General features: G+C 43.7%; 25 protein-coding genes. 8 read left to right on the forward strand and 17 right to left on the reverse strand.

The genetic code is table 11. From position 1 onward, the window contains the following. Position 1 precedes the first annotated feature (1 nt). Genes bacB through FXF70_RS03270 form a run of 4 tightly spaced genes read left to right on the forward strand, consistent with a single transcriptional unit; the run spans position 2 to position 4,114 of the window. Positions 2 to 709 carry a 3-((4R)-4-hydroxycyclohexa-1,5-dien-1-yl)-2-oxopropanoate isomerase gene (gene bacB, locus FXF70_RS03255; RefSeq protein ID WP_017368257.1) on the forward strand — a complete coding sequence of 236 codons (708 nt, stop codon included), beginning with the start codon at positions 2 to 4 and terminating at the stop codon, positions 707 to 709. Continuing rightward, positions 706 to 1,467 (forward strand): SDR family NAD(P)-dependent oxidoreductase, encoded by a 762-nt coding sequence (locus tag FXF70_RS03260; RefSeq protein ID WP_007497757.1) that lies wholly within the window; start codon positions 706 to 708, stop codon positions 1,465 to 1,467. Before bacB ends, FXF70_RS03260 begins: the two co-directional genes overlap by 4 nt. Before the next feature lie 14 nt (positions 1,468 to 1,481). Beyond that, positions 1,482 to 2,903 carry an alanine--anticapsin ligase gene (gene bacD / locus FXF70_RS03265; RefSeq protein ID WP_008343609.1) on the forward strand — a complete coding sequence of 474 codons (1,422 nt, stop codon included), beginning with the start codon at positions 1,482 to 1,484 and terminating at the stop codon, positions 2,901 to 2,903. Between the two features lie 17 nt (positions 2,904 to 2,920). After that, a complete protein-coding gene (locus FXF70_RS03270; protein ID WP_187424752.1) occupies positions 2,921 to 4,114 on the forward strand; it encodes an aminotransferase class I/II-fold pyridoxal phosphate-dependent enzyme in 1,194 nt (397 codons plus the stop codon). A gap of 15 nt (positions 4,115 to 4,129) precedes the next feature. On the opposite strand, the gene FXF70_RS03275 is transcribed toward FXF70_RS03270, so the two are convergent. From FXF70_RS03275 to FXF70_RS03330, 12 genes are all read right to left on the reverse strand, one after another. Further along, the gene (locus FXF70_RS03275; RefSeq protein WP_316246465.1) at positions 4,130 to 4,921 is read right to left on the reverse strand and encodes an SDR family oxidoreductase; all 792 of its coding nucleotides are present in this window, start codon (positions 4,919 to 4,921) and stop codon (positions 4,130 to 4,132) included. 92 nt (positions 4,922 to 5,013) lie between these two features. Beyond that, positions 5,014 to 5,469, reverse strand: a complete 456-nt coding sequence (locus tag FXF70_RS03280; RefSeq protein ID WP_148779823.1) for a dTDP-4-dehydrorhamnose 3,5-epimerase family protein — start codon at positions 5,467 to 5,469, stop codon at positions 5,014 to 5,016. Then, complete coding sequence (gene rfbD / locus FXF70_RS03285) at positions 5,462 to 6,316, reverse strand: dTDP-4-dehydrorhamnose reductase (protein WP_039165197.1); 855 nt, start codon at positions 6,314 to 6,316, stop codon at positions 5,462 to 5,464. Before rfbD ends, FXF70_RS03280 begins: the two co-directional genes overlap by 8 nt. A gap of 3 nt (positions 6,317 to 6,319) precedes the next feature. Next, positions 6,320 to 7,285 (reverse strand): dTDP-glucose 4,6-dehydratase, encoded by a 966-nt coding sequence (gene rfbB, locus FXF70_RS03290; RefSeq protein WP_098680519.1) that lies wholly within the window; start codon positions 7,283 to 7,285, stop codon positions 6,320 to 6,322. Further along, positions 7,282 to 8,022, reverse strand: coding sequence for a sugar phosphate nucleotidyltransferase (locus FXF70_RS03295; RefSeq protein WP_017360113.1), 741 nt, complete (start codon positions 8,020 to 8,022; stop codon positions 7,282 to 7,284). Before FXF70_RS03295 ends, rfbB begins: the two co-directional genes overlap by 4 nt. 2 nt (positions 8,023 to 8,024) lie before the next feature. Next, a complete protein-coding gene (locus FXF70_RS03300) occupies positions 8,025 to 9,053 on the reverse strand; it encodes a glycosyltransferase (protein WP_148779824.1) in 1,029 nt (342 codons plus the stop codon). Further along, complete coding sequence (locus FXF70_RS03305; RefSeq protein WP_108611083.1) at positions 9,050 to 9,790, reverse strand: cytidylyltransferase domain-containing protein; 741 nt, start codon at positions 9,788 to 9,790, stop codon at positions 9,050 to 9,052. The genes FXF70_RS03300 and FXF70_RS03305 overlap by 4 nt, the downstream gene beginning before the upstream one ends. Next, positions 9,780 to 10,904 carry an N-acetylneuraminate synthase family protein gene (locus FXF70_RS03310; protein WP_148779825.1) on the reverse strand — a complete coding sequence of 375 codons (1,125 nt, stop codon included), beginning with the start codon at positions 10,902 to 10,904 and terminating at the stop codon, positions 9,780 to 9,782. Before FXF70_RS03310 ends, FXF70_RS03305 begins: the two co-directional genes overlap by 11 nt. 1 nt (position 10,905) lies before the next feature. Further along, positions 10,906 to 11,781 (reverse strand): GNAT family N-acetyltransferase, encoded by an 876-nt coding sequence (locus tag FXF70_RS03315; RefSeq protein WP_148779826.1) that lies wholly within the window; start codon positions 11,779 to 11,781, stop codon positions 10,906 to 10,908. Next, entirely contained in the window at positions 11,778 to 12,956 is a 1,179-nt protein-coding gene (locus FXF70_RS03320; protein ID WP_148779827.1) for a DegT/DnrJ/EryC1/StrS family aminotransferase, read from the reverse strand. Before FXF70_RS03320 ends, FXF70_RS03315 begins: the two co-directional genes overlap by 4 nt. A gap of 21 nt (positions 12,957 to 12,977) precedes the next feature. Further along, positions 12,978 to 14,390: a capsular polysaccharide export protein, LipB/KpsS family gene (locus tag FXF70_RS03325; RefSeq protein WP_148779828.1), complete on the reverse strand. Its 1,413-nt coding sequence runs from the start codon at positions 14,388 to 14,390 to the stop codon at positions 12,978 to 12,980. Positions 14,391 to 14,396: 6 nt separating this feature from the next. After that, positions 14,397 to 15,167, reverse strand: coding sequence for a glycosyltransferase family 2 protein (locus tag FXF70_RS03330; protein WP_025208175.1), 771 nt, complete (start codon positions 15,165 to 15,167; stop codon positions 14,397 to 14,399). Positions 15,168 to 15,342: 175 nt separating this feature from the next. On the opposite strand from FXF70_RS03330, the gene FXF70_RS03335 reads away from it, so the two are divergent. From FXF70_RS03335 to FXF70_RS03345, 3 genes are all read left to right on the forward strand, one after another. Then, positions 15,343 to 16,017, forward strand: a complete 675-nt coding sequence (locus FXF70_RS03335; RefSeq protein ID WP_007497779.1) for a YIP1 family protein — start codon at positions 15,343 to 15,345, stop codon at positions 16,015 to 16,017. A 223-nt stretch (positions 16,018 to 16,240) separates the two neighbouring features. Beyond that, complete coding sequence (gene gerQ / locus FXF70_RS03340; protein WP_007497781.1) at positions 16,241 to 16,783, forward strand: spore coat protein GerQ; 543 nt, start codon at positions 16,241 to 16,243, stop codon at positions 16,781 to 16,783. Between the two features lie 131 nt (positions 16,784 to 16,914). After that, positions 16,915 to 17,532: a cupin domain-containing protein gene (locus FXF70_RS03345; RefSeq protein WP_007497783.1), complete on the forward strand. Its 618-nt coding sequence runs from the start codon at positions 16,915 to 16,917 to the stop codon at positions 17,530 to 17,532. 42 nt (positions 17,533 to 17,574) lie between these two features. Here FXF70_RS03345 and FXF70_RS03350 read toward each other — a convergent pair whose 3' ends face one another. The 3 genes from FXF70_RS03350 to FXF70_RS03360 form a co-directional block, all read right to left on the reverse strand. Then, complete coding sequence (locus tag FXF70_RS03350) at positions 17,575 to 17,946, reverse strand: DUF423 domain-containing protein (RefSeq protein ID WP_003215282.1); 372 nt, start codon at positions 17,944 to 17,946, stop codon at positions 17,575 to 17,577. A gap of 67 nt (positions 17,947 to 18,013) precedes the next feature. Further along, a complete protein-coding gene (locus FXF70_RS03355; protein ID WP_007497786.1) occupies positions 18,014 to 19,324 on the reverse strand; it encodes a purine/pyrimidine permease in 1,311 nt (436 codons plus the stop codon). Between the two features lie 33 nt (positions 19,325 to 19,357). Further along, positions 19,358 to 19,690, reverse strand: a complete 333-nt coding sequence (locus FXF70_RS03360; RefSeq protein ID WP_008343634.1) for a YwdI family protein — start codon at positions 19,688 to 19,690, stop codon at positions 19,358 to 19,360. A gap of 172 nt (positions 19,691 to 19,862) precedes the next feature. Between FXF70_RS03360 and FXF70_RS03365 the strand changes: the two genes are divergently transcribed. Next, positions 19,863 to 21,221, forward strand: a complete 1,359-nt coding sequence (locus tag FXF70_RS03365; protein WP_148779829.1) for an aldehyde dehydrogenase — start codon at positions 19,863 to 19,865, stop codon at positions 21,219 to 21,221. Positions 21,222 to 21,247: 26 nt separating this feature from the next. Here FXF70_RS03365 and FXF70_RS03370 read toward each other — a convergent pair whose 3' ends face one another. Continuing rightward, a complete protein-coding gene (locus FXF70_RS03370; RefSeq protein ID WP_017360124.1) occupies positions 21,248 to 21,934 on the reverse strand; it encodes a uracil-DNA glycosylase in 687 nt (228 codons plus the stop codon). Continuing rightward, positions 21,931 to 22,758, reverse strand: a complete 828-nt coding sequence (locus FXF70_RS03375) for a glycosyltransferase family 2 protein (protein WP_007497795.1) — start codon at positions 22,756 to 22,758, stop codon at positions 21,931 to 21,933. Before FXF70_RS03375 ends, FXF70_RS03370 begins: the two co-directional genes overlap by 4 nt. Position 22,759 lies beyond the last annotated feature (1 nt).

Below are 22,759 nucleotides of genomic sequence, written 5' to 3' on the forward strand. Positions count from 1 at the left end.
GATGCAAACTGAACAAAAGACGCAAGAACGATATTTTCCTCAAGCGAAAAAATTAGAATGGGATAATGGCGTCATCCAATATTCCACTGTAAGAGGCGGTACGGAAGTGTTAATTTCATACGTCCCTCCCCGCACGATCATTGAACCTCACGAACATCCCGAAGCACAAATCGGTATTGTGTTAAAGGGCGAGCTTCAAATGACTGTCGGCCAATCGACTCAACTGCTCACCCCATTAGAATCAGCCTATATCGCACCACCGTTTGTCCCTCACGGCGCTTCAAATCTGACAGATGAAGAAGTGATCGCCATTGATATTAAGAGATTAAAGGATGACGAAGAATATACAGCTCCCCCCACTTATTTCTTAGACATTTTCAAAACACGGGATTTACTCCCTGGCATGGAAGTGACTTTTTTTGTGGAGGATTGGATGGAGCTGATGATTGCCAATATCCCTGGAAACGGTGGAGAAATGCCTTTTCATAAACATAGAAATGAACAAATCGGCATTTGCATCAGCGGAGGGTATGATATGACAATCGAAGGCTTTACAGAAAAGATGGAATTTGGCACCACCTATTTCTGTGACCCACGGGAAGATCACGGGGCCATCAATCCAAAGCCAGAAGCTTCAAAGTCTATTAATCTCTTCTTCCCTCCCCGCTATAATCGCTTAAAACCAAAAGCATCTAAGGTGAAGAAATGAAGTTAGACGGAAAAGTTGTCCTCATTACAGGAGGTGCGTCGGGGATTGGGCTTGCTGCTGTCAAGCTCTTCCTCGAGCATGGAGCAAAAGTAGCTGTCGCTGACATCAATGAAAGCAGCGGCAACCAACTCATTGAGTCATTACCGCATGAGCACCTTGCATTTTTTATAACAGATATTACGAAGGAGTCTGACTGTCACCAAACCGTTCAGAGCGTGCTGAGCCGATTCGGTGCCATTGATGTCCTCATTAACAATGCAGGCATCGAAATTGTCTCACCCATTCATGAGATGGCACTGGAGGATTGGCATCGTATTCTTCAGGTCAACCTGACCGGCGTCTTTCTCATGAGTAAGCATACATTGCCGCATATGCTTGAAAAGAAGAGTGGAAGTATTATCAATACCGGATCTGTCGGAGGTCTTGTGGGTTGGCCTGACATTCCTGCATACAACGCAACAAAAGGCGGTGTCATTCAGCTCACCAAATCAATGGCCATCGACTATGCCGCTCATCAAATCAGGGTGAATTGTATTGCCCCTGGCATCATTGATACACCATTAAACGAGAAGTCCTTTTTAGACAATCACACAGAAAGTCTCGAGATCGTCAAAAAGGAAAAAGCAAAGGTGAATCCTATGCTACGGCTTGGAAAACCTGAAGAAATTGCTGGCGTGATGCTGTTTCTCGCCTCTGACCTATCCAGCTATATGACTGGAAGTGTCGTCACTGCAGATGGCGGTTACACCGCTAGATAAAAGGAGTGCTTTCATTGAGTAAAAAAACTGTACTTGTCATTGCTGACTTAGGAGGATGCCCGCCTCATATGTTTTATGAAAGCGTGGCGGCATCATACCATATCGTTTCTTATATCCCAAGACCCTTTGCGATTACAAAGGGACATGCCGAGCTAATCGAAAAATACTCCATTGCCGTCATCAAAGACCGTGATTATTTTGAGACACACCCTTCTTTTGAACACCCTGATTCTATTTACTGGGCACATGATGATTATCCAAAATCAGAAGAAGAAGTTGTGGAAGACTTCATTCGAGTAGCTTCCTTTTTCAAAGCAGATGCAATCACGACCAATAATGAATTATTCATTGCACCGATGGCAAAGGCCGCTGAACGTCTTGGGCTACGAGGTGCCGGTGTCAAGGCAGCCGAAATGGCGCGTGATAAAAGCCAAATGAGGGCTGCATTCAATGCCTCTGGCGTCAAAGCGGTGAAAACTCAGCCTGTCACGACTTTATCTGATTTCCAAAAAGCCATTGAGTCTATCGGAACACCGCTCATTTTAAAGCCTACATATTTAGCCAGTTCTATTGGCGTCACCTTGTTTCATGACAAAGCCGGAAGTGATGACTTGTTTTTACAAGTACAATCGTATTTGGAAACCATACCAGTCCCAGACGCTGTCACGTATGAAGCACCGTTTGTCGCTGAAACATATTTAGAGGGTGCTTACGAAGATTGGTATGAAGATGAAGGATATGCTGATTATGTCAGTGTAGAAGGGCTGGTCGTAGAGGGCGAATATCTCCCTTTTGTCATACATGATAAAACCCCTCAAATCGGCTTTACAGAAACGGCTCATATCACTCCGACGATCTTAGACAATGAAGCCAAGCAAATCATCATTGAAGCAGCAAGGAAGGCAAATGAAGGGCTAGGTCTTGAACATTGTGCAACCCATACAGAAATCAAACTCATGAAAAATCGAGAAACTGGACTGATCGAATCAGCCGCTCGATTCGCTGGCTGGAATATGATTCCGAATATTAAAAAGGTCTTTGGCGTCGATATGGCCAAGCTATTGATTGATGTATTAGTTGATGGTAAAAAGGCTGTACTGCCAAAACAGCTGCTTTCTGGACATACATTTTATGTAGCGGACTGCCACCTGTACCCTCAGCATTTTAAAGAGAGTGGGCTTATCCCACCTGAAGCCACACATATCACCATTGATCATGTGTCTATTCCAGAGGAGGCATTCGTTGGAGATACTGCGATTGTCAGTCAATCATTCCCTGCCAAAGGGACTATTGTGGATCTTGAATTATTTGAAGCTTTTAATGGAATCGTATCTCTTGAATTAAAAGGATCATCCTCACAAGATGTTGCCGCGTCCATCCGCAACATTCAGAAACAGGCAACGATTCAGTTAATGGATGAATTAGTGAAGGGATAGAAAGAGAGGCTGCTGTGGTGAAAATGTTAGCATCTAAAATGATTGAACGGCTGCCTGAACAGAAATTCGGCACCGTTTTTGAAAAAATAGCTCAAAAGACAAAAAACGGAGCAAACATCATGAATCTAGGTCAGGGGAACCCTGATCTACCAACTCCTCCCCATATCGTGAGTGCCCTACAGGAGTCAGCGGATGTTTTGCCATTTCAACAATATGCCCCTTTTAGAGGCTTTGACTTTTTCAAACAAGCTATTGCAGATTTTTATAGATCGGAATTCGGTGCTGAGATTGATCCGCAGAAGGAAATTGCTCTTTTCACTGGCGGAAAAACGGGGCTGTATGTCATGAGTCAGTGTCTGCTTGATCCAGGAGATATCGCACTCGTTCCCGATCCAGGATACCCTGAATATCATTCAGGCATTTTGATGGCGGACGCCAAGCCATACAGTATCAAACTTGAAGAGAAAAATGGCTATTTACCAGATCTCTCCTCAATTGATCCTGACATAGTCAAAAAAGCAAAAGTACTGTTCTTGAATTATCCGAATAACCCCACGGGCGCTGTTGCAAATGAGGCATTCTTTGAAGAGGCTGCTACCTTTGCGGACGCTCACGAGCTGTATGTTATTCATGATTTCGCCTATGGTTCATTTCATTATGAACAAACACCCGTGAGCTTCATGAATACTCCTCTCGGGAAAAGTGTAGGAGTGGAATTATATTCTCTATCAAAGACTTTTAATATGGCAGGATGGAGAGTCGCTTTTGCTGTTGGAAATGAGGAGATCATCCAAGCCATCAACACCTTCCAAGACCACGTGTTTGTCAGTATGTATGGCGGATTTCAACATGCAGCGACTGCTGCCTTGCAAAGTGATGACCGTCATATTCAATCATTAAAGGCGATATACCTTCAACGAATCAATTTCTTCATCCGGCAAGCGGCGAGAAAGCTTGGTTGGACAATCGAACGTCCACCCGGCGCCTTTTATTTATGGGCTCCGATTCCTGATGACTTTGAACATTCTCATGCCTTTGCTGACTATTTACTCGAACATGCCGATGTTGTCGTCACGCCTGGAGGAGTATTTGGAGCCAATGGAAGCCGTCATGTACGCATTTCAATGGTTGCCCCGATTGAGGAGCTTGCTCTCTTTATCGATCGCCTGTCCATCCTCCCCATTCGATTTCATCAAAAAACCCGCCAATAGCGGGTTTTTTTCAGTTTATATACTTTTCATCGTTCCACCGTCTACTGAGATTTGTTGACCTGTGATATAAGAAGCTTCCTCTGATGCCATAAAAGCTGCCAATGACGCCATCTCACTCGCTGAACCCACTCTTTGCATTGGGATACCTGATGCGACAGCTTGTACAGCCTGCTCTCGTGACAATGCCTGCTTCGTCATCATATTGCCGATAAATTGTTCATACCGATCGGTTGCAATAAAACCTGGATTTAAACAATTTACCGTAATACTAGACGACGCAAGCTGTGTCGCTGCATTTTTACTGGCATTAATAATCGCTGCATTCATCATACTATTCGTAAACATTTGTTCACCAGGTTCCTTCCACAGGTTCCCGACAATTTGAATGATCCGTCCATATTCATGTCTTTTCATCAATGCGGCTGCACGCTTCATTGTATCGACGTAAGCGATGGCTTTTTGGGAGAAAGCATCCAGCATCTGGTCAGTTTCACATGAATCAAATGTATCTGGCTTTCCTCCTGGAATGTTATTGATCAGCACATCGAGTCTGCCAAACTCCTTTTCTATTTCTTCAAAGGCTTCCGACCTCACTGCTTCAAGCGACATATCTCCACAAAATAGAGACAGCGGTTCCTTTGTTTCTGTCATATCTTGAATGTGCTGTTTCGTCTGTTCAAGTGAGGCCCTATTTCTAGAGTTGATGATCACCTTCATATCGCTCTGAGCGGCAAGTTTTATTGCGATTGCCTTTCCAATGCCTGTACTTGCCCCTGTTACAAATGCAATTCTTTTAGACAAACTCATCCACATCCCTTTTCATCAATATACATAAAATGACACATACAGAATGTATTTCAACAAAAAAAGACCTTTCTCCTGCGAAAGGCCTCTCTTCTCTATTTAAATGTCGTTTCCCAATTAAATCCGATCGCCTCATCATTCCACGCAATTCTCTTCTCATCTGGTTTTTTTGGATCATACGATTCTGTTGTAAAATACACAATCTGCAGCGGCGTCTCTCCTAATACGCGGTAGCCATGGGCAACTCCCTTTGGGATGAGGAGCAGCATCGGATTATCTTCTCCCATATAATACACATCGGTTTGACCATTTGTCGGAGAATCCTCTCTCAAATCGTATAAAACGACCTGTGCATGACCTGCTGGGAAAAACCAAACATCGTCTTGTTTTTCATGATAATGAAAGGCTTTGATCACGCCCGGAAAGCTTTTCGACCACGACGCCTGCCCAAAGCGCTTCAGCATCGGTTCGTCATCTCGAATAAGCTCTGCGAAAAAGCCGCGATCATCACAATGTTTCATGAGTTTTTTCGTTTGTACACCATCAATCATGCTGCTCGAATCTCCCTTCTTTCTGCAAGTATTCGTGAAGTGCATCCTTCCAATGTCTTGGCTTCCAGCCTGTCGCTTCAATCGCTTGCAGATCTAAAACAGAGTAGGCGGGCCGAGGTGTTTGGAAACCATACTCTTCAGTGGAAATGGGTTCAATTGTCGTAGACAGACCGCTTGCTGCCACAATTTCTGTCGCAAAGTCAAACCATGAACAGCTTGCTCGGTTACTGACATGATAAATACCTGCTTTCTGGTCAAACAAGTGAATCAAAGCTTCTGCGGCATCCTTTGTATAAGTAGGAGACCCTAACTGATCATTGACGATGCGCAAATGATCCTTCGTTTCAGCCAGTCGAAGAATGGTATTCACAAAATTATGTCCCTCATGTCCATAAAGCCACGATGTCCGAATGATCTTCACTTCATCTGACACAAGATGAATCAATTCTTCTCCAAGTTTTTTACTCTTTCCATAAATGGTTTGCGGATCTGCTTGTGCATCAACTTGGTAAGGGGTATCCGCTTGCCCATCAAACACATAATCTGTGCTGACATGTAATACATCAGCCCCTACGTTCTTAGCTTCAAGCGCTGTATAGTAGGCGCCAATCCCATTCACAAGATAGGCTTTTTCCGTTTCTGTTTCGCATTGATCCACAGACGTATAAGCAGCCGCACTGACAACAATATCCGGACGGAAATGTCTCATTGCATGTCTGACGGCCTGTTGATCTGTGATATTCAGCATACTCCTTGTTAAAGCAATGACTGTGATGTCTTTTTCTTTCAGCTGTTTCGTCAATTCTTTCCCTAATTGGCCGCCTGCACCGGTGATTAAAACTTTCATCGGTCACCCTTCTTCACTTTGATCATATTTGGCACGATACCAATCGATCGTTTTTTCGATACCTTTTTCGAATGAAGTTGCCTGCACCCAGCCAAGCTCTTCTTTTAGCTTACTGGCATCAATGGCATACCGCCTGTCATGCCCTTTCCGGTCTTGAATAAACGCGATTTGGTCATGAGAGATGCCTAGATGTGTGAGAATGGTTTTGGTTAAATCAAGATTTGTTTTCTCGTTGCCGCCGCCAATATTGTACACCTGACCGGCTGTTCCGTTTTCTACTACTTGTTTTACGGCTCTCGCATGATCCTCTACATACAGCCAATCGCGGATCTGCTGGCCGTCTCCGTAAATCGGAATCTTTTCACCATTGACCGCTTTTCTAATAATGGTTGGGATTAATTTTTCTTCATGCTGATAAGGTCCGTAGTTGTTGCTGCATCTTGTGATCATTGCGGGTAATTGGTGGGTGTGGATATAAGATTTCACAAGCAGGTCTGAACTTGCCTTGCTTGCTGAATAAGGATTATTCGGTGAGAGTGGTGTTTGTTCTGTGAAAGCAGGATCATCCGGCTCCAAATCTCCATATACTTCATCTGTGGAAATATGAATGAGTTTATTCGCCTTTCCCTTTAAGACCGCTTCAAGCATACGATAGGTACCAAGGACATTTGTTTGGATAAAGGGTTCTGCTGACTCAATACTGCGATCGACATGTGATTCTGCTGCGAAATGAATGATGGCATCATAGGCTTCATCAAATACTTGATCTAGTTCGTCTTGTAGCGTGATATCTCCTTGGACAAAACGGACATGAGGCAGCTTTGATAAATATTCCATCTCCTCTGGATGACTGGCATATGTTAATTTATCAAATACGGTCAGCCGGACATCGGATTCTTGAAGCAGCAGCTTCACAAAATTCAGTCCAATAAACCCTGCTCCACCTGTAATTAAATAAGACTTCGTCATTCGTATCCCTCTTTTTCCTTCATCGTTTCAAACATTTTTGTTGATGCTTCGTGGAGAGATTCATGAGTTCCTGCATCAATCCACCACCCTTTTAACATATCATAGGTCAGCTGGCTATTTGAGATGTAGAGATTATTCACATCAGTAATCTCTAGTTCACCTCGATCTGACGGCGAGATTTCCTCGATATATTGAAAGACGTCTTGATCATAAAAATAGATGCCCGTGACGCAGTAAGATGACGTCGGATGCTCTGGCTTTTCTTCAATTGATAAAATTCGGTGATGAGCAGGATCAATTTCTGCAATGCCAAACCGTTTTGGATCTGCCACCTCTTTCAATAAAACCTTGGCTCCGCTTTCTTGTTGCCTAAAGGCGTCGACAAAAGGGCGTAATGAATCTTCAAATACATTATCACCAAGCATCAGCACAAATTTTTCCCCTTGAGCAAAGGACTTTGCATAGGATAAACCATCGGAAATACCAGACGCTTCTGGCTGTACTTGATACACAATGTTCATCCCAAGTTCACGATCATCTTCCAATAACTTTTGAAACAACGGAATTTGTTCTTCCTGTGAAATCAGCATCACATCTACAATTCCTGCTTCTTTCAGTTTGAATAATGACCAATAAATCATCGGATATGGACCAACCGGCAGCAAATGTTTGTTGAAAATCTTCGTTAATGGTGCCAGCCGTGATCCCTTTCCTCCTGCTAAAATAACTCCCTTCACATCTACACATCCTTATGTTCTTTTTGGTGTGAATTCATGAGGTGTATGAGAATGTTTTTCACTCGTTCGATTCCTTTTCCATCAATGAGTGAACGTCCATTAAGATGAATGCTTCTGCGGAGAAAATAGCTGTCAGACAGTTTTTGAACAGCTTGCAACAGGTCTTTTTCTTCCACAAGGGCACCTAATCCAAGGTGAAAACAAGCTCCCTTTTGCGCAAACATGCTCGCTGTCACTGCTTGGTGGTCTACTTGCGATAGGACAATGCTGGGCACCCCGATACAAATTACCTCATATAACGTCATACCGCCTGCTACGATAGCCACATCAGCTTCTGATAAAAGAACCGGTAGTTGATCTGTATGTTGAATGAATTGGATATGTTCCGCCTCTACTTGCTCTTTGATGTGAGAGGCTTTTCCTGCGACCGCTAAAATGTCTAGGTGATTTGTTTGAAGAAGCGCCGATACAGCCTTTGATAACAGGCCGCACGGATCACTACCGCCAAGACTGATGACCACCTTTTTACATTCTTTCCGAACCTCATATGTGTCTTTGAATCGTTTAAACTCGTGATCTAACAATAAATAGGGCGTTCCATGATAATAAGCCGTGCCATTAAGCTGCTCGTGCTTCCCGTCCAGACCGCCATAAATGCCGTTTATGACCGTGTCTGCAAGCTGACAGGCTTCCTCTCTTTTTTCCTCAAATAAGACCAGCCTCGCACTATCGCAGGAGTCTTTGATCATTTGAAGAAACTGAAGATCACAATCAAGGACATCTATGACTAAAAGGTCAGGCTTTAGCTTTTTGATGTCTTGTTGGACCTGGAGAAGCGCATTCGACTCATACACCATGTGAACGTGCCACTCTGGGTGCGAAAGCATTTCGACACAAATCTGTTCATTTGTATAGAAATATAAGTCGTTCCCTTCCTGAAGCAGTTCTTTTGCCAAATGTTTCATTCTGACAACATGACCCATTCCTCTTAAAAAACCCCCATAAACAACAATCATGATTTTTTTGTTCATTCAGCATCCTTCTGTCTCACAGATTGATTCAAACGAACAATGTCTGGATGTTGTTCACAGATGGAAATGAGCTCAGCTGTCGGCACAGCAATAGAACCACCAGCTTTCTCTAGTAAACGGGTAGCAAACACATAATCTTCTTCTGTATCAATCGTGAATCGATAAGCAGGATATGCAAGTTCTTTGGGCGGTGTGAATAATTGAAGGGAAAATTGCTCGGGATGCTTTCTGATATACAGCGTGACATGCTCACGTTCTGAATAAGTGAGAGGAAATTTGTCGATTTCACATAAAATAGATGCTTCAATCATTTCCCCGGAAATACCGAGTGGTGTTCCGTCCGTATATGTGTAATCAGCCTTTTCCTGTCTATGTTTTTCAAGCATTTTCGACAAAAGCGAAGGATCTATAAATGGATTGTCTCCCGTTAAACGTACAACCGTTTTAGGTTCAAATTGGCGGACAATCTGCGCAAACCGCTCAAGCACATCTGCCTCACTGCCTCGAAACACCTTATAGCCCTTTGACATACAATATTGAGCCAAATAGTCATCCTCTGGCTCGACCGTTGTGGCAATCATAAGGTTTTGCATTTTGTGATGGTAATCATCTGATTGCTTCACCCGCTCCACAATCAAATCAATCAGCGCCATGCCGCCGATCGGTTTCATCACTTTTTTAGGCAGTCTTGTTGACCCCATCCTAGCCTGAATGACAAAAAGCACATCATGCATCATCATGAGACTCCTGCGTCAGTACGTCTTTCCACGAAACGCCTGTATGAGCTGGGATGTCTCTCACAGCCATTGTGCCAAGTAGAACCGACATATATCGCGGATGCAACCCCTGATTTTTTTGTCCAGGGCGCAGCACGGCTACATTTTCTGACGTGAGGGTCTCACCCTTTGCAATGCCTTTTGTCGTAAAAATTCCTCGATACGCAAATTCTCGAATCTGCCCTTCAATGGCTGTTGTCGTTTTATAAGAACTGCCAAGAAGCTCCTCTGGTAATGAATGAACGTCTATTTCTGCTTGATTCCGCTGCTTTTCTGCTGCTCGAATGTGCTGAACCATTTCCTTTAATTCTTCAGGATTAAGAGCAAATGAATGATCCGCTCCGGGTAATGTTTTATCTATTGTAAAATGTTTTTCAATCATTGCTGCCCCGAGCTTCACAGCGGCTACTGGCGCTTCCGTCGGGTGTTCGCTATGATCTGAGAAGCCAATGACTGCTTCAGGGAAAGCGGACCTTAAGGTTTGAATCACCCGCAGGTTCGTATACGCTCTAGGCGCTGGATACTTTGCCACACAATGCATGATGGCGACTTGCTTATTTTGCTGGCTCGTAATCGTTTCGTATGCTTCATGAACATCTGCAATGGTGGCCCCAGCTGTTGAAAAAATGATCGGCTTTTGAAAAGAAGCCGTATGACGCAAAAGAGGCAAATGGTTGATTTCATAGGATGCCAGTTTAAAAGCAGGCGGATTCGTTTGATTCAATAAATCAGCCGATTCTTCGTCACACACGGTGCTTAAAAACATCAGTCCTTTTTCCTTACAATGTGTCAATAAGATAGGCAGCCATTCAGGCGGCAGCTCCATTTGTTCCACTAAAGAAAAAATAGACACTTCTTCTCCTTTGGCCGTTTCGTATAACCCCGGTTCCTTTTGATACATCCGATCCGCTTGAAACATTTGAAACTTCACCGCGTCAGCCCCTGCTTCTTTTGCCACATCAATTAAAGCAAGTGCCTGATCCAGCTTTCCATCATGATTAATGCCTGCCTCTGCAATGATAAAGACAGGCGCATCATCTCCCACTTTGCGATCTCCGATATAGAAATGCGCCATCTTACCTCTCTCCTTTTTTCGGCCACACATGGTAATACAAAAAGGCATTTGTTGTCCTAAACCCCATCTTTTCGTACAGCTGGATGGCTGTCGTATTATGAAGCTGTGTCCCCGCAGAAATGAAGTGATGCCCTCTGTGATGAGACACTTTCATCATCTCAATAAACAGCTTTTTTCCGATCCCTTTTCCTTGAACGTCCGGTCTAATCGCAAAAAGCTCAAGCCCCATCTCATGCCCCTTTGTCATACCTTGAATCAAGCCAACCACTTCATCATTTACCTTGGCAACGAGGTTAATATCTGCGCGTCCAAGTAGGTTGTTTCTCATCCACTCCTGATAAAAATGCTGAACAACACGCTGGTCTAAATATGGATCAAGGGCATAACGGCTTTTCACAAAAGCCTGATCACCTAGTAAGACCGCCTCATCGTAATCCTTTTCATCTGGCACACCCATCACCACATCTTGATCTGATAATGGCATCTCCATGAGAGCAGGCGGTGCCTCAAGCCTAGTGAGACCACCGACATAATACACATGGGATAGTTTTTGAACAATGCGGTTTTTTTCAAGATCAGCCGCCTCAAGACGTAAAAAGAAAAAATCACATTTTTCTGTTCTCATCCAATTGATGAATCTCTCCATCAATTCTTTAAAGAGCAGCGCTGATTCAGCTTCCACAAACTTCACATGAAAAATATGCTTGTCAAAAATACCGCTCTCCCATTTGGACCATTCGTATAGCAGCACTGCTTTGAGCTTAGCGCCGCTGACAAGAGCAAACTGCTTGAATCCTGTCATGCGTTCCGCTTCATGACCATATGTTTTCAGCCAAGCTGCCAGCACCTGATCGTCTATTGCATGAACGACTTTCATGAAGAGGCCTTCTTGTCTTTTAAAATTGACACAACTGCGGTGATGACATCCTGCACATCTTCATCTGTCATACTTGGATAGAGCGGGAGCGAAAGCGTTCGTTTGTAATAAGTGAGTGCCTCAGGGAAATCCTCTGGTGAATGGTTGTAGGTCTCTTGATAATATGGATGCAAGTGAACGGGAATAAAATGAACACTCGTGCCGATTTTATATTCCTTTTGCAGCTGATCAATCATGTCATCGCGTGTGATCAGTGCTTCTTTTGGATCAACTTGCAGTACATATAAATGCCACGCATGTCTTCCCTCATCATGTACAGGCGGTAAGATGAGACCAGCTTCATGTTGAAATGTCTGATTGTATGTCTTCGCAATCTGTTCTCTACGTGTCTGCATATCCTTCAACCGTCTTAGCTGAACGAGCCCTAACGATGCTTGCACGTCAAACATGTTCATTTTATAGCCCGGTTCCTCGACCTCGTAATACCATGTTCCCTTTTCTCCATAACGATTCCACGCTCCCTTACTCATCCCGTGAAGCGCCAGCCTTCTGATTCTAGCCGCAAGTGCATCATCATTTGTCGTCAGCATGCCGCCTTCACCAGTCGCTATGTTTTTCGTTGCATAGAAGCTAAAAGCGGTCGCATCACCAATTGATCCAATCGGTTGATCGTGATAGGTCGTATAAAGGGCATGAGCGGCATCCTCCAGCACGAACAAATCATACTTCTTGGCAATCGCTAAAATTTGGTCCATATCACACGATTGACCAGCAAAATGTACAGGGACAACCGCTTTCGTATGTGGTGTAATGGCCGCTTCTAATTTTTTCGCATCTAGATTGAGTGTCGCCGGATCAATATCGACGAAAATAGGGGCTGCCCCCGTATGGATGATCGTATTGGCTGTTGCGCAGAACGTCAGAGGCGTTGTGATGACCTCATCACCAGCTCCAATGCCTCTCGCCTTTAACGCTAAAAATAGAGCAGCTGTACATGAATTCACTGCTATTGCGTGCTTCGCTCCAGTCAGCTGCCTAAACTCTTCTTCAAACTGTCTCACTTTTGGTCCGGTGGACAACCAGCCGGACTTTAATGTTCCAATGACTTCATCAATTTCTTCCTGTTCAATAAAAGGCAGTGCATAAGGAAGAAACTGTGCTCTCTTTTGTCCCATATCGCTTGCACACCCCTATCTTCATCTCTGAAAATCCACGCCTGTTTTTGTTTTGAGCAGAGAAAGCAGAACATCGGTCGATTGTGCATGCGGATAATGTTCTTGAATGAAACGAGCCCCTTGCTGTTTCGACAGCTTCATTTCTTGTTCATCCGATAAAATACGGATCGCTTTCTCGGCCAGCTCAATAGGGTTTTCCATGTGGCAGCTGCCAAGCGACTCGTAATAAGGGTATCTTCTGCCTTCTATCATTTTTCCAATCAGTACACTCTTTTTAAAGAGCATTGCTTCCAGACCAACTGTTGATGTGAGCGTAATGACCATATCCATATACGGCAGGAGGTCATACAAGTCGATCTCTTTTTTAATTAATCTCACATGGTTCCCCGCACGCTCAATCGCTGTATAGTCATTTAAACGATTTCGAGCGATTTCCCACGGGTGCGGCTTCATAATCAGCTGAATGTCTTTCCGTTTTGCAATCGTTTTAAGAACATCACCGTAAAAGGCTTCTGAAAACGGCTGTGTTGCCACAAGCACAGTCTTTTTAGCAGGGTTGAAGTTCAATTTACGAAAGACCATTTCCTGTTGAAGCGGTGTTCGCTCCTGCACCAAATCAAATCTCGGGTGTCCTGTGATCTCCACCTGCTCAGGCTGACAGCCTTTATCTACATACCAGTCCTTTTCATATTTTCCAAACACCCCGTGGCAGGTGGTGAAAATCGGCAAAAAGGCTTCGTCTCCCATGAGCGCACCGTGCTGAAGACAAATACTTGTGAGATGGCGCTTCACAGTTTGTAAGGCGAGCACACGGCTATAAGCATCCTCCGTCGTACCAACAACAACAGCTGTGATGGGCTGCATCTCAAATAGCGTTTCTATTTGGTCAATCACATCAATAAATTGCACAAGGTCCTTCCGAAGCTTTTCTCTAAAAAAGACATTGCCAAAGACAGGATGCTGGGCGTAAGGTTTCAATAGAGCATTTGCTTTTTCAATATATTCAACATGGGCTTCTTTATTAACCTCTCCGGCTAATTCCGGCTTGCTGATCACCGGTAACCCGAAATAATCAGCCTTCTTCCAGCGCGCGAGCACCACTGTTTGGTTCGGATGAAACCGCGTGTAATTTTGTTCAGTAAAACGCAAGTGTTCAAAGTGAAGAAGCACCTTTCCATGACTCGGACGATAAGGGGTACGCTTGATCTGCTGTTTATGCTGATCAAAAAAGGGCTGAATGTCTTGCGGCTTTGGACAAGTCGTTGTCAGCTCTTCACCAAACGCCTTATCTTCCATACGTTCCCTCACTTCAGGACTGATGTATTGATAAAAATTACTGATTAATCCAAGGGGTATGTGGCGATAGGATAAGTCTTTCATCAGATTCACATACTCAAAGTACACCTGCCAATAATGATGAATATAATGCGACACTTAAGGTCACCTCCCATGTCTTTGTTTTAATATATGGCGGAGCTCCCTGCAGGTAGACTGCGGAGGAAGTGCTTGAATAAAATCGCTTTTCTCTTCTTCTGCCAACTGATAATGAATAGACTGTTCTGTGATGTAGTTTGTATCCAATACCTCATCAAAAGGGTAGAACGGATAAAAGTGATTTAATCTAAAAAAGAACCGGGCATCCCCTATTCGATAAAAATGCGGACTCTCGTCCCAGTAGGATCCAAACTCAGCTCGAATCTTTGTTAAAATGGATGCACGATGTACAACTGAACAGTGATCAATAGCACAAGGTGCATTCCACTGCACCGTTTGCGCAGGTCGAATCGTTTCCTTTACTGGCTCTCTTTCGCTATTTAAATAGATAACTTTTGAACTAGAATAGACAATTTCTTCATTCGGACGAGCATCTAAATAATTCGTGAGCTTCTCTAAACGGTCTGGTGCGTAGACATTGTCATCTGTGGCATAGGAAATATACTCGCCCTTTGCCTGTTCTAATGCTTGATTAATGAGGACGGCATAGCGGGTTTTCGCCGTTCTTTCCTCCAGCGTTTTCACCCCGCTTTGGATAAAATGGACGCGTGGATCTTTACGGAAAGGCTCAATAGCAGCAAGGGTTTGTTCGTTTGATCCATCATCCATGATAAAAAGTTCAAGGTCTGACAAGGTCTGCTGCAGCACCGCTTCAATTGATCTGCCAACGTAGGCCGCTTTGTTGTAGCTCGTCATAATGACCGTTACTTTCGTCAATGTTTTCACCTCGGTCTCTTTTAAACTATGGTTATCATATGTGTCTCCTCTTAAAGAGACTGTAGAGTGACCTATTTTTTATAAAATTGGATTTTTTTCATGATCTATCTTTGAAAAACGTAAAAATTTTGGTAATATAAGTAATCATTTATGTGTATTAAAGGAGTAAAGTACATTGGAGTATATGAAGAGTGATCTCTCCCAAGAAGAGGAAGCAAAAGGTTTTTTTCGATTCTTTAAAATTTTTGTCGCGACAAAAACGATTATTCGCTCATATGAACATACCTCTATTCCCATGTGGCTGATGATACTCCTTGCAAGTATCGCTGGTACTAGCTGGATGTACGAAGGGTATTTTAGTGAGTATATGGGCAATCATATTCCATATCCTTTTATTCTGTTACACGGAGCAGGTTTTGGTATTTTAGTAGGCAATTTTCTTCTATTTTTCGGTTCATTCATTTTACAGTGGTTAGGACGACTGTTTTTTGGCAGTAAAGCGCCGTATCGAGATGTGCTTAAAGCTTGCACACTGACGGTCATTTTTCCTTCCACCTTATTTGCTCTTACTTGGATTTTTACTGTGGGGTTGCTTGGTCCGTATACATTTGTGAAAATCTCACCCTATTTAGACCAGCACTATGAAGTATGGTATTATCTCAGTGTTTTACCACTGGTTGATGCGTATACCAAGGCATGGATATTTGGGATGGCTGTTTTAGGCCTTGTTGCTGTGATGAAGCTGAGAATATGGCAGGCCTTTATCATTGCCATCGCACCGATCGCCTTATTTTTTCTCATCATGACCCTTCTTTATGACGTGCAGCGGGCTATGAATTGGTTGATGTAAAGAGGCATTCCTTAGATTGTTGGAAACCTTTGCAGTCTAGGCAGTACGAATACGGGGTTTGTCTGAATACTGAGGAACTGCACAAAGCAGTTCCTTTTTTTCGTTCAATGTACATATTCTCTCTTCCTGTCTCATAGTGTGAAAGAGAAAAAGAATGCTATGGAAACAACAGGCGCTTTTCTGCCTTCTGTTTAGAACACCATGAGGAAAGAGGAGGAACGTTATGAAATTGAAAAATCAATTTGGGCAAGGTTCGGGTTTCGAAGGTCAAGATTTTCGCCAGCAACAATATGGAGCAAATCCGTATCCTGCGCAGCAGATGGGTTATTCAGTCCCTCCCCAAACGCAGGGTCAAATGCAAGGTCAAATGCAGCAGGGGTATTCGCCAATGCCGTCTACTGGTACTTCACAAGGAGGCCAAGGTGGGCAAAGTGGCGGGCAGCCCTATCAAATTCCTTCTGGACCGATTTATCAGCAGAACGTCACCGGTCAGCTGCCGCTTGAGCAGTCCTATATTGAAAATATTTTACGATTAAACCGCGGCAAAGTAGCCACGATCTATATGACGTTTGAGGCAAGTAAAGAATGGAACTCTAAGATTTTTAGAGGGGTCATTGAGGCCGCAGGACGTGATCACATTATCATCAGTGATAACAAAACAGGGACACGATACTTATTGTTAACGATCTATCTTGATTACATTACGTTTGATGGGGAAATTCAATATGACTATCCATACTCGATGTCTACGTATTCTCCGAGATAACCTCAAGGTCATATTAGCAGCAAGGTGCAGACGCCCTTGCTTTTTTCTTTTGTCTAGGTTTTTGACACACCTTCGGGGGAAGGCTCATAAGATGCCTAGTAGTTTTTATTAAACGCCTAGAGGTGACATCAATGACTGTTGAGCTGGATTATACATCGCCGAATGTCAAATATTCATTTGATTTGAATCAAAGCCCCCTTGTGAAATATGACCAACACAACCTGATTAATGTTTTAGGAAAAAAACAATTAAATTCGCTCGATCAAGTATCTCTGCTGGATATATATTTGAGTAAAAGCAAAGTAGTAGAGCCTCATTATCATCAAAATGCTGCCGAGCTTGTTTATTGTATCGCCGGCTCTGCTGCTGTATCCATGCTGAACCCTTTTACAAAAAAGCTGTCCACCTACACCATTACCCCCGGGCAGGTAGCCAATGTGCCACAAGGCTGGTGGCATTACGAAGTCGCCTTACAGGACAAAACCCATTTGTTAGCCATTTTTAACGCATCGACACCAGAAGTCATCTTAGGTTCAGACCTTCTAACCCTCACGCCTTCTCACATCATGGCACATACTTATTGCATGAACGAAACGCAGTGGAAACAGGCGACGCAGCCTGTGAAGCCTGGTGTGTTTATCGGACCTTTCTGCCACCGGGAGGAAGAGGCACAAACTCACCCTGTCCCCCCTTCCCACTATGTACCTTATTATCAAGCACCTCCGAACTATTCTCCTTATTGGAGTTAAGAAAAAAACCGATGCCCCTATGAGAGCATCGGTTTTCCTAGCTTATAAATTTTTTGCTGCTGCAATCACTAGCATGATCCAAGAAGCGATAAACGCCACTCCGCCAATTGGCGTAATAGCACCTAAAATCTTCACCTGAGTCAAGGCAAGCACATAAAGGCTTCCTGAGAAGAAAAGAATGCCTGCCAGCATCACCCAGCCAGCGGTCGGCACTAGGGAAACACCTGACAGCTTATCTGCCAGAAAGGCGACAATAAATAGGCCAATGGCATGGAACATCTGATATTGAACCCCTTTATTCCATATCTCAATATACTTTTCAGGAATTTTCCCTTCCAATCCATGTGCACCGAAGGCTCCAAGACCAACCGCAAGCATGGCGTTAATGGCACCTAATATGAAAAATAGTTTCATTCGTCATTCTCCTTATCTCGTCAATTATGTTTATCATAGCGCGGGTCTTATCCAACATTCAACTTTCCTATGATGCTGACACGAGATTGTCGGATTTCTTCTTCTTTCGCAGCAGCACTTGATCGACCACAATTGCAATCAGCGTGCCAAGAACAAGACCATTGCTCAATAAAGAAATCAGCACAGGATGCATGCCTTTCAATGCACCTTGTGGCACAAACATTGCGCCCACGCCTGCTAAAACAGCGATGCCAAGCACAAATCGAATGCGCGGGATGTCTTCTTTTTCATACTGATCGAATTCAGACATAGCAATCCCAATCATAGAAGAGAACACCACAAAGTTCACAGCCAGCCCCACAGGTGAAGGCAATGCAGAGAAAAAGCTCATCAATAATGGAAATAAACTAATGAGGACAATGAGCAGACTGCCAAGGAAAAATGGCTTTCTCGATGGAATTTTGGTTGTTTGTATAAAACCCGCTGCCCCTGAAATAGGAACAGGCGCAATCGCACCAATCAGTCCGCTTAGCAAATGACCAAATGCGGCGACAAAACCAGCCGGTCTGGCTCGTTTCCGCTCACGCAGTTCACCAAATGCCTTGACGGAACTTTCCACAATTCGAATACTTGCCAGCATATTCACTATGAGTAAGATCGTAATAAAAAAGGACGTGACAAGCAGTCCACTGTCAAAGACCGGCATGCCAAACGGAAACAGTTTTGGAAACTCAATGATCTGCTCAGGAATGCGAACAGGCTTCGCTAGTCCGAGTAAAGCAAATAACAGCCAGCCGCCTGCAAGTGCGAATAACACAGAAAACTGTCTTAAATAATGCCATTTTGAGCGGCTGATCATGAAGGTGATGACAATAATCAAGATCGATAGACAAAAGACAAGCCCATCTACCTGATTTCCCCGATAGCCGATCCCCATCAGCCCTTTCATGATTGGCTGACTTAACTGCACAACAAGCAGCAGCAAATAAATACCTGTGACAACCGGCGTAAATAAAGACGCAAGCCAATTAATGATTTTAAAGAGACTAAAAATAAAAAAGAACGCTGCACTAAAAATTAACGCCCCTTGCAATGCTTGCAAGGTTTCAGGATATGTAGCAAAAATCGTCCCTGTCATGCCTGCATAAAGGGTATATACCCCCCACCACAGCCCTGCTGGACTTTCATTGATCGGCAGCATATGACCGCATAAACACTGCACCATCGCCACAAGTCCAAGTGAAAAGAATGTACTCTGAATCAGTTCCGCCGACTGCACTTGATTTAATTCAAATGCTTGTGCAATCGCAATCGGCACAGCAATAGAAGCTGCGATAAAAAATGCCATCCACTGAATGGCGCCCAAAAATAGTTTCAACCCGATCACCTTCCCTTTGTCGTGACAAGACCATTAAAAATCAAAAATAGAGTCACCGTTGCCATCTTTCTCTTGTTGACCCTCTTCTTTATGCTGAAATTTCTTTGCACCGCTAGTGCCCATCAATTTCTCTAGCATGGCTTGATCCGTAGACACAGCCGGTGCAGATGGTGTCTGTATAGATGGAGGTGGTGAAATAACCGAAGACTGCGGCATTTGCACCTGTGATGACGTGTCGAGAATGACATCACATAGTGAAGAAATGACCGCCGCTTGACGTTTCACCTCTTCATCATTTCCACTTTGTTTTGCTTTTTGAATGGCTTCCTCCATTTTTTGAAGCAGACTTGATATATGAATATTCAAGGGTAGACCCTCCAATCTAAAAAATTCGTTTTCCAACATTATTTTACCAAATGAACAAACCGAATGGGCTCATTTTTTCAAAGCTGTGTGCTTCTGTTCCTCTGATTTGACCCTTACCCAAGATTCACACATAATAAAAAAGAAACAATATCGTCTTTGAAAGGACTGAAAGATGAGCAAACTCACTGAACTCATTCACAAACAAAAAAACGTGCAAACACCAGCGGTTCAAGATCGAATCCGTCTTCTTAACGATTTAAAAAAAGCCATTAAACATCATGAAAAGGACATATTACAAGCCTTAGCCCATGATTTACATAAATCCGAACAGGAAGCCTATACAACAGAAATTGGCATGGTATATGAAGAGATCAATCATACCGTCAAACATCTTCACAAATGGGCCAAACCATCTCGCGCGAAAACACCTCTGACCCATATCGGATCAAAAAGTATGATCATTAAGGAACCGTACGGAAGTGTTCTAATTATTGCCCCTTGGAACTATCCTTTCCAATTGGCCCTTTCGCCATTAGTTGGAGCCATTTCTGCGGGAAATGCCGTTACTTTAAAACCGTCAGAATTAACGCCGCACGTCTCAAACGTGATTGGCACGATTGTGGAAAGCGTGTTTCAAGAAGATCTTGCAGCGGTCGTTGAAGGCGGTGTGGATGTCAGCACAGAGCTTCTGAAACTGCCTTTTGATTATATTTTCTTTACTGGGAGTGTAGCCGTCGGCAAAGTCGTCATGGAAGCGGCCGCAAAACATCTCACACCTGTCACACTTGAGCTCGGCGGAAAAAGTCCATGCATTGTCATGCCTGATGCAGACATCAAACTCGCTGCGAAACGAATCACCTTTGGTAAATTCACAAATGCTGGTCAAACATGTATTGCACCAGACTATTTACTTGTTCATGAATCGATCAAAGAAGAACTATTGCGTGAAATGACGACCTGTATCCGAGACTTTTACGGGGACCAGCCTGAAACAAATCCGCATTTCGGAAAAAATGTCAGCCAGCGTCATTTTGATCGACTTTCACAATTTCTCTCAAATGGCACGATGGTGACAGGTGGACAGCGCAATGAACAAGAGCTCAAAATCGCACCGACCATTCTAGATCACATTACATGGGAAGATCCTGTGATGCAGGAGGAAATTTTCGGACCTATTTTGCCGGTCATCACATTTGGTTCTCTTCAAGAGGCAGCTGACATGATTAAGGCAAGACCGAAGCCGCTCGCTCTTTACTTATTTACAACAAATAAAGAAACAGAAGCTTATATTCTAGACAACCTCTCATTTGGCGGGGGCTGCATTAATGATACACTGATGCATGTCGCCACTCCATATTTACCATTTGGAGGCGTTGGTGAAAGCGGCATCGGACGATATCATGGAAAAGAAAGCTTTTTCACCTTTACACATGAAAAAAGCGTCCTGCGCCAGACCAATCGCTTTGATTTTTCTTTCCGCTATCCAAATGCGAAAAACGGACTCGACATTGTCCGCAAATTTTTAAAATAAACAGGACGAAGGGATTTTCCCTCGTCCTATTTTGATTCGATGTCCTTGATACACCAGTTGATTTCATCGATCCCCATTTGCTTTAAATAGGCGTTTACTTTTGAGAACGGACGGCTGCCAAAAAAGCCGTTTCTTGCAGAAAAAGGACTTGGATGAGGTGACTCAATGATGTAATGCTTGCTTTGATCAATGCGTTCTTTTTTATTTTGCGCGTGTCTGCCCCAAAGCACAAAAACAACTGGCTGATCTCGGTCATTCAGGACGTCGATGACGCGGTCTGTCACACGTTCCCAGCCTTTGCCTTTATGCGAGTTCGCTTCCCCTTTTCTTACAGTGAGCACAGTGTTTAACAGCAAGACACCCTGCTCTGCCCAGCTGACAAGCGAGCCATGGTTAGGGACCGGACAGCCGAGATCATCCTTTAGCTCCTGAAAAATATTTCTCAAAGATGGCGGATGTTTGACACCAGGCTGAACAGAAAAGCTTAATCCGTGTGCCTGTCCTGGGCCATGATAAGGGTCTTGTCCCAAAATCACGACCTTCACATCTTCATACGACGTCAAATGGAGGGCACGATAAATGTCATCTGGCTTTGGAAACACGATCTGCGTACGATATTCTTCCTTTACCCACTCACGTAATTCCTGATAATATGGCTGTTCAAATTCACTTTTCATCACAGCCCACCAGCTATCATTTAAAAATGGCTTCATTGCGGTTGTCCTCCTTCTGTCTGCTGTGCCAATCTTGAGATCATCGGTTTTCCATCCCATACAATCTCACTCTCTGATTCTCGTTTTTTCATCGCTGGTTCTTCTAATAGGACAGCAAAATTCGCTGTCGGCAAATCACCCAATCCATGCTTTTCACTCAGATCATCTAAATAGTTCTTCCTTGTTTCACCAAGATCACTCGACTGATTGCCCCCACCATCAAAGAACGCATAGATCACACTGGCAGCTGGCACTCGTTTGGCTCGTGCATGCTGCGTAACACGCAGGAAAAAGTCCCAGTCCCAGTAGTGATGCATCGCTGGATCAAAATAGCCGATCTCATCATGTATGCGGCGTTTGTACATACTGCCAGAAGGAACATATGTAGAAAAAACACGCATGTCCTCAATGTCCGCTGTATAAGCAAACAAACGTCTTGATACTGGAAAACGAGTCGCACCTCGTTCTTCAAACGAAACAATTTCCGCATCCGAAAAGACAAAATCAGCGTCTTCCAGCGCCTTGCTCATACGTTCAATATGACAAGGTGTAAAATAATCATCGTCATCACTCAGCATAATGACGTCACCTGTCAGCTCCCGCACCCCAACATTTCTTGCGTTCACATGCTGGACATTCTCATCTAAATGAATCAAGCGGATTGGCAGCTCTGGATAGAGTTCCTGAATCACGTCCACTCGCTCTCCTGCATCATTTACGACCACAATTTCAAAAGGCTGTACGCTTTGTCTCGAGATGGATTCAAGCAGTTCACACAATGCGCTCAGCCGGTTATGTGTCACAATTAATAAAGAAATCTTCATA

This window comes from Bacillus sp. Y3 (assembly GCF_008123875.1).
GTDB lineage: Bacteria > Bacillota > Bacilli > Bacillales > Bacillaceae > Bacillus > Bacillus altitudinis.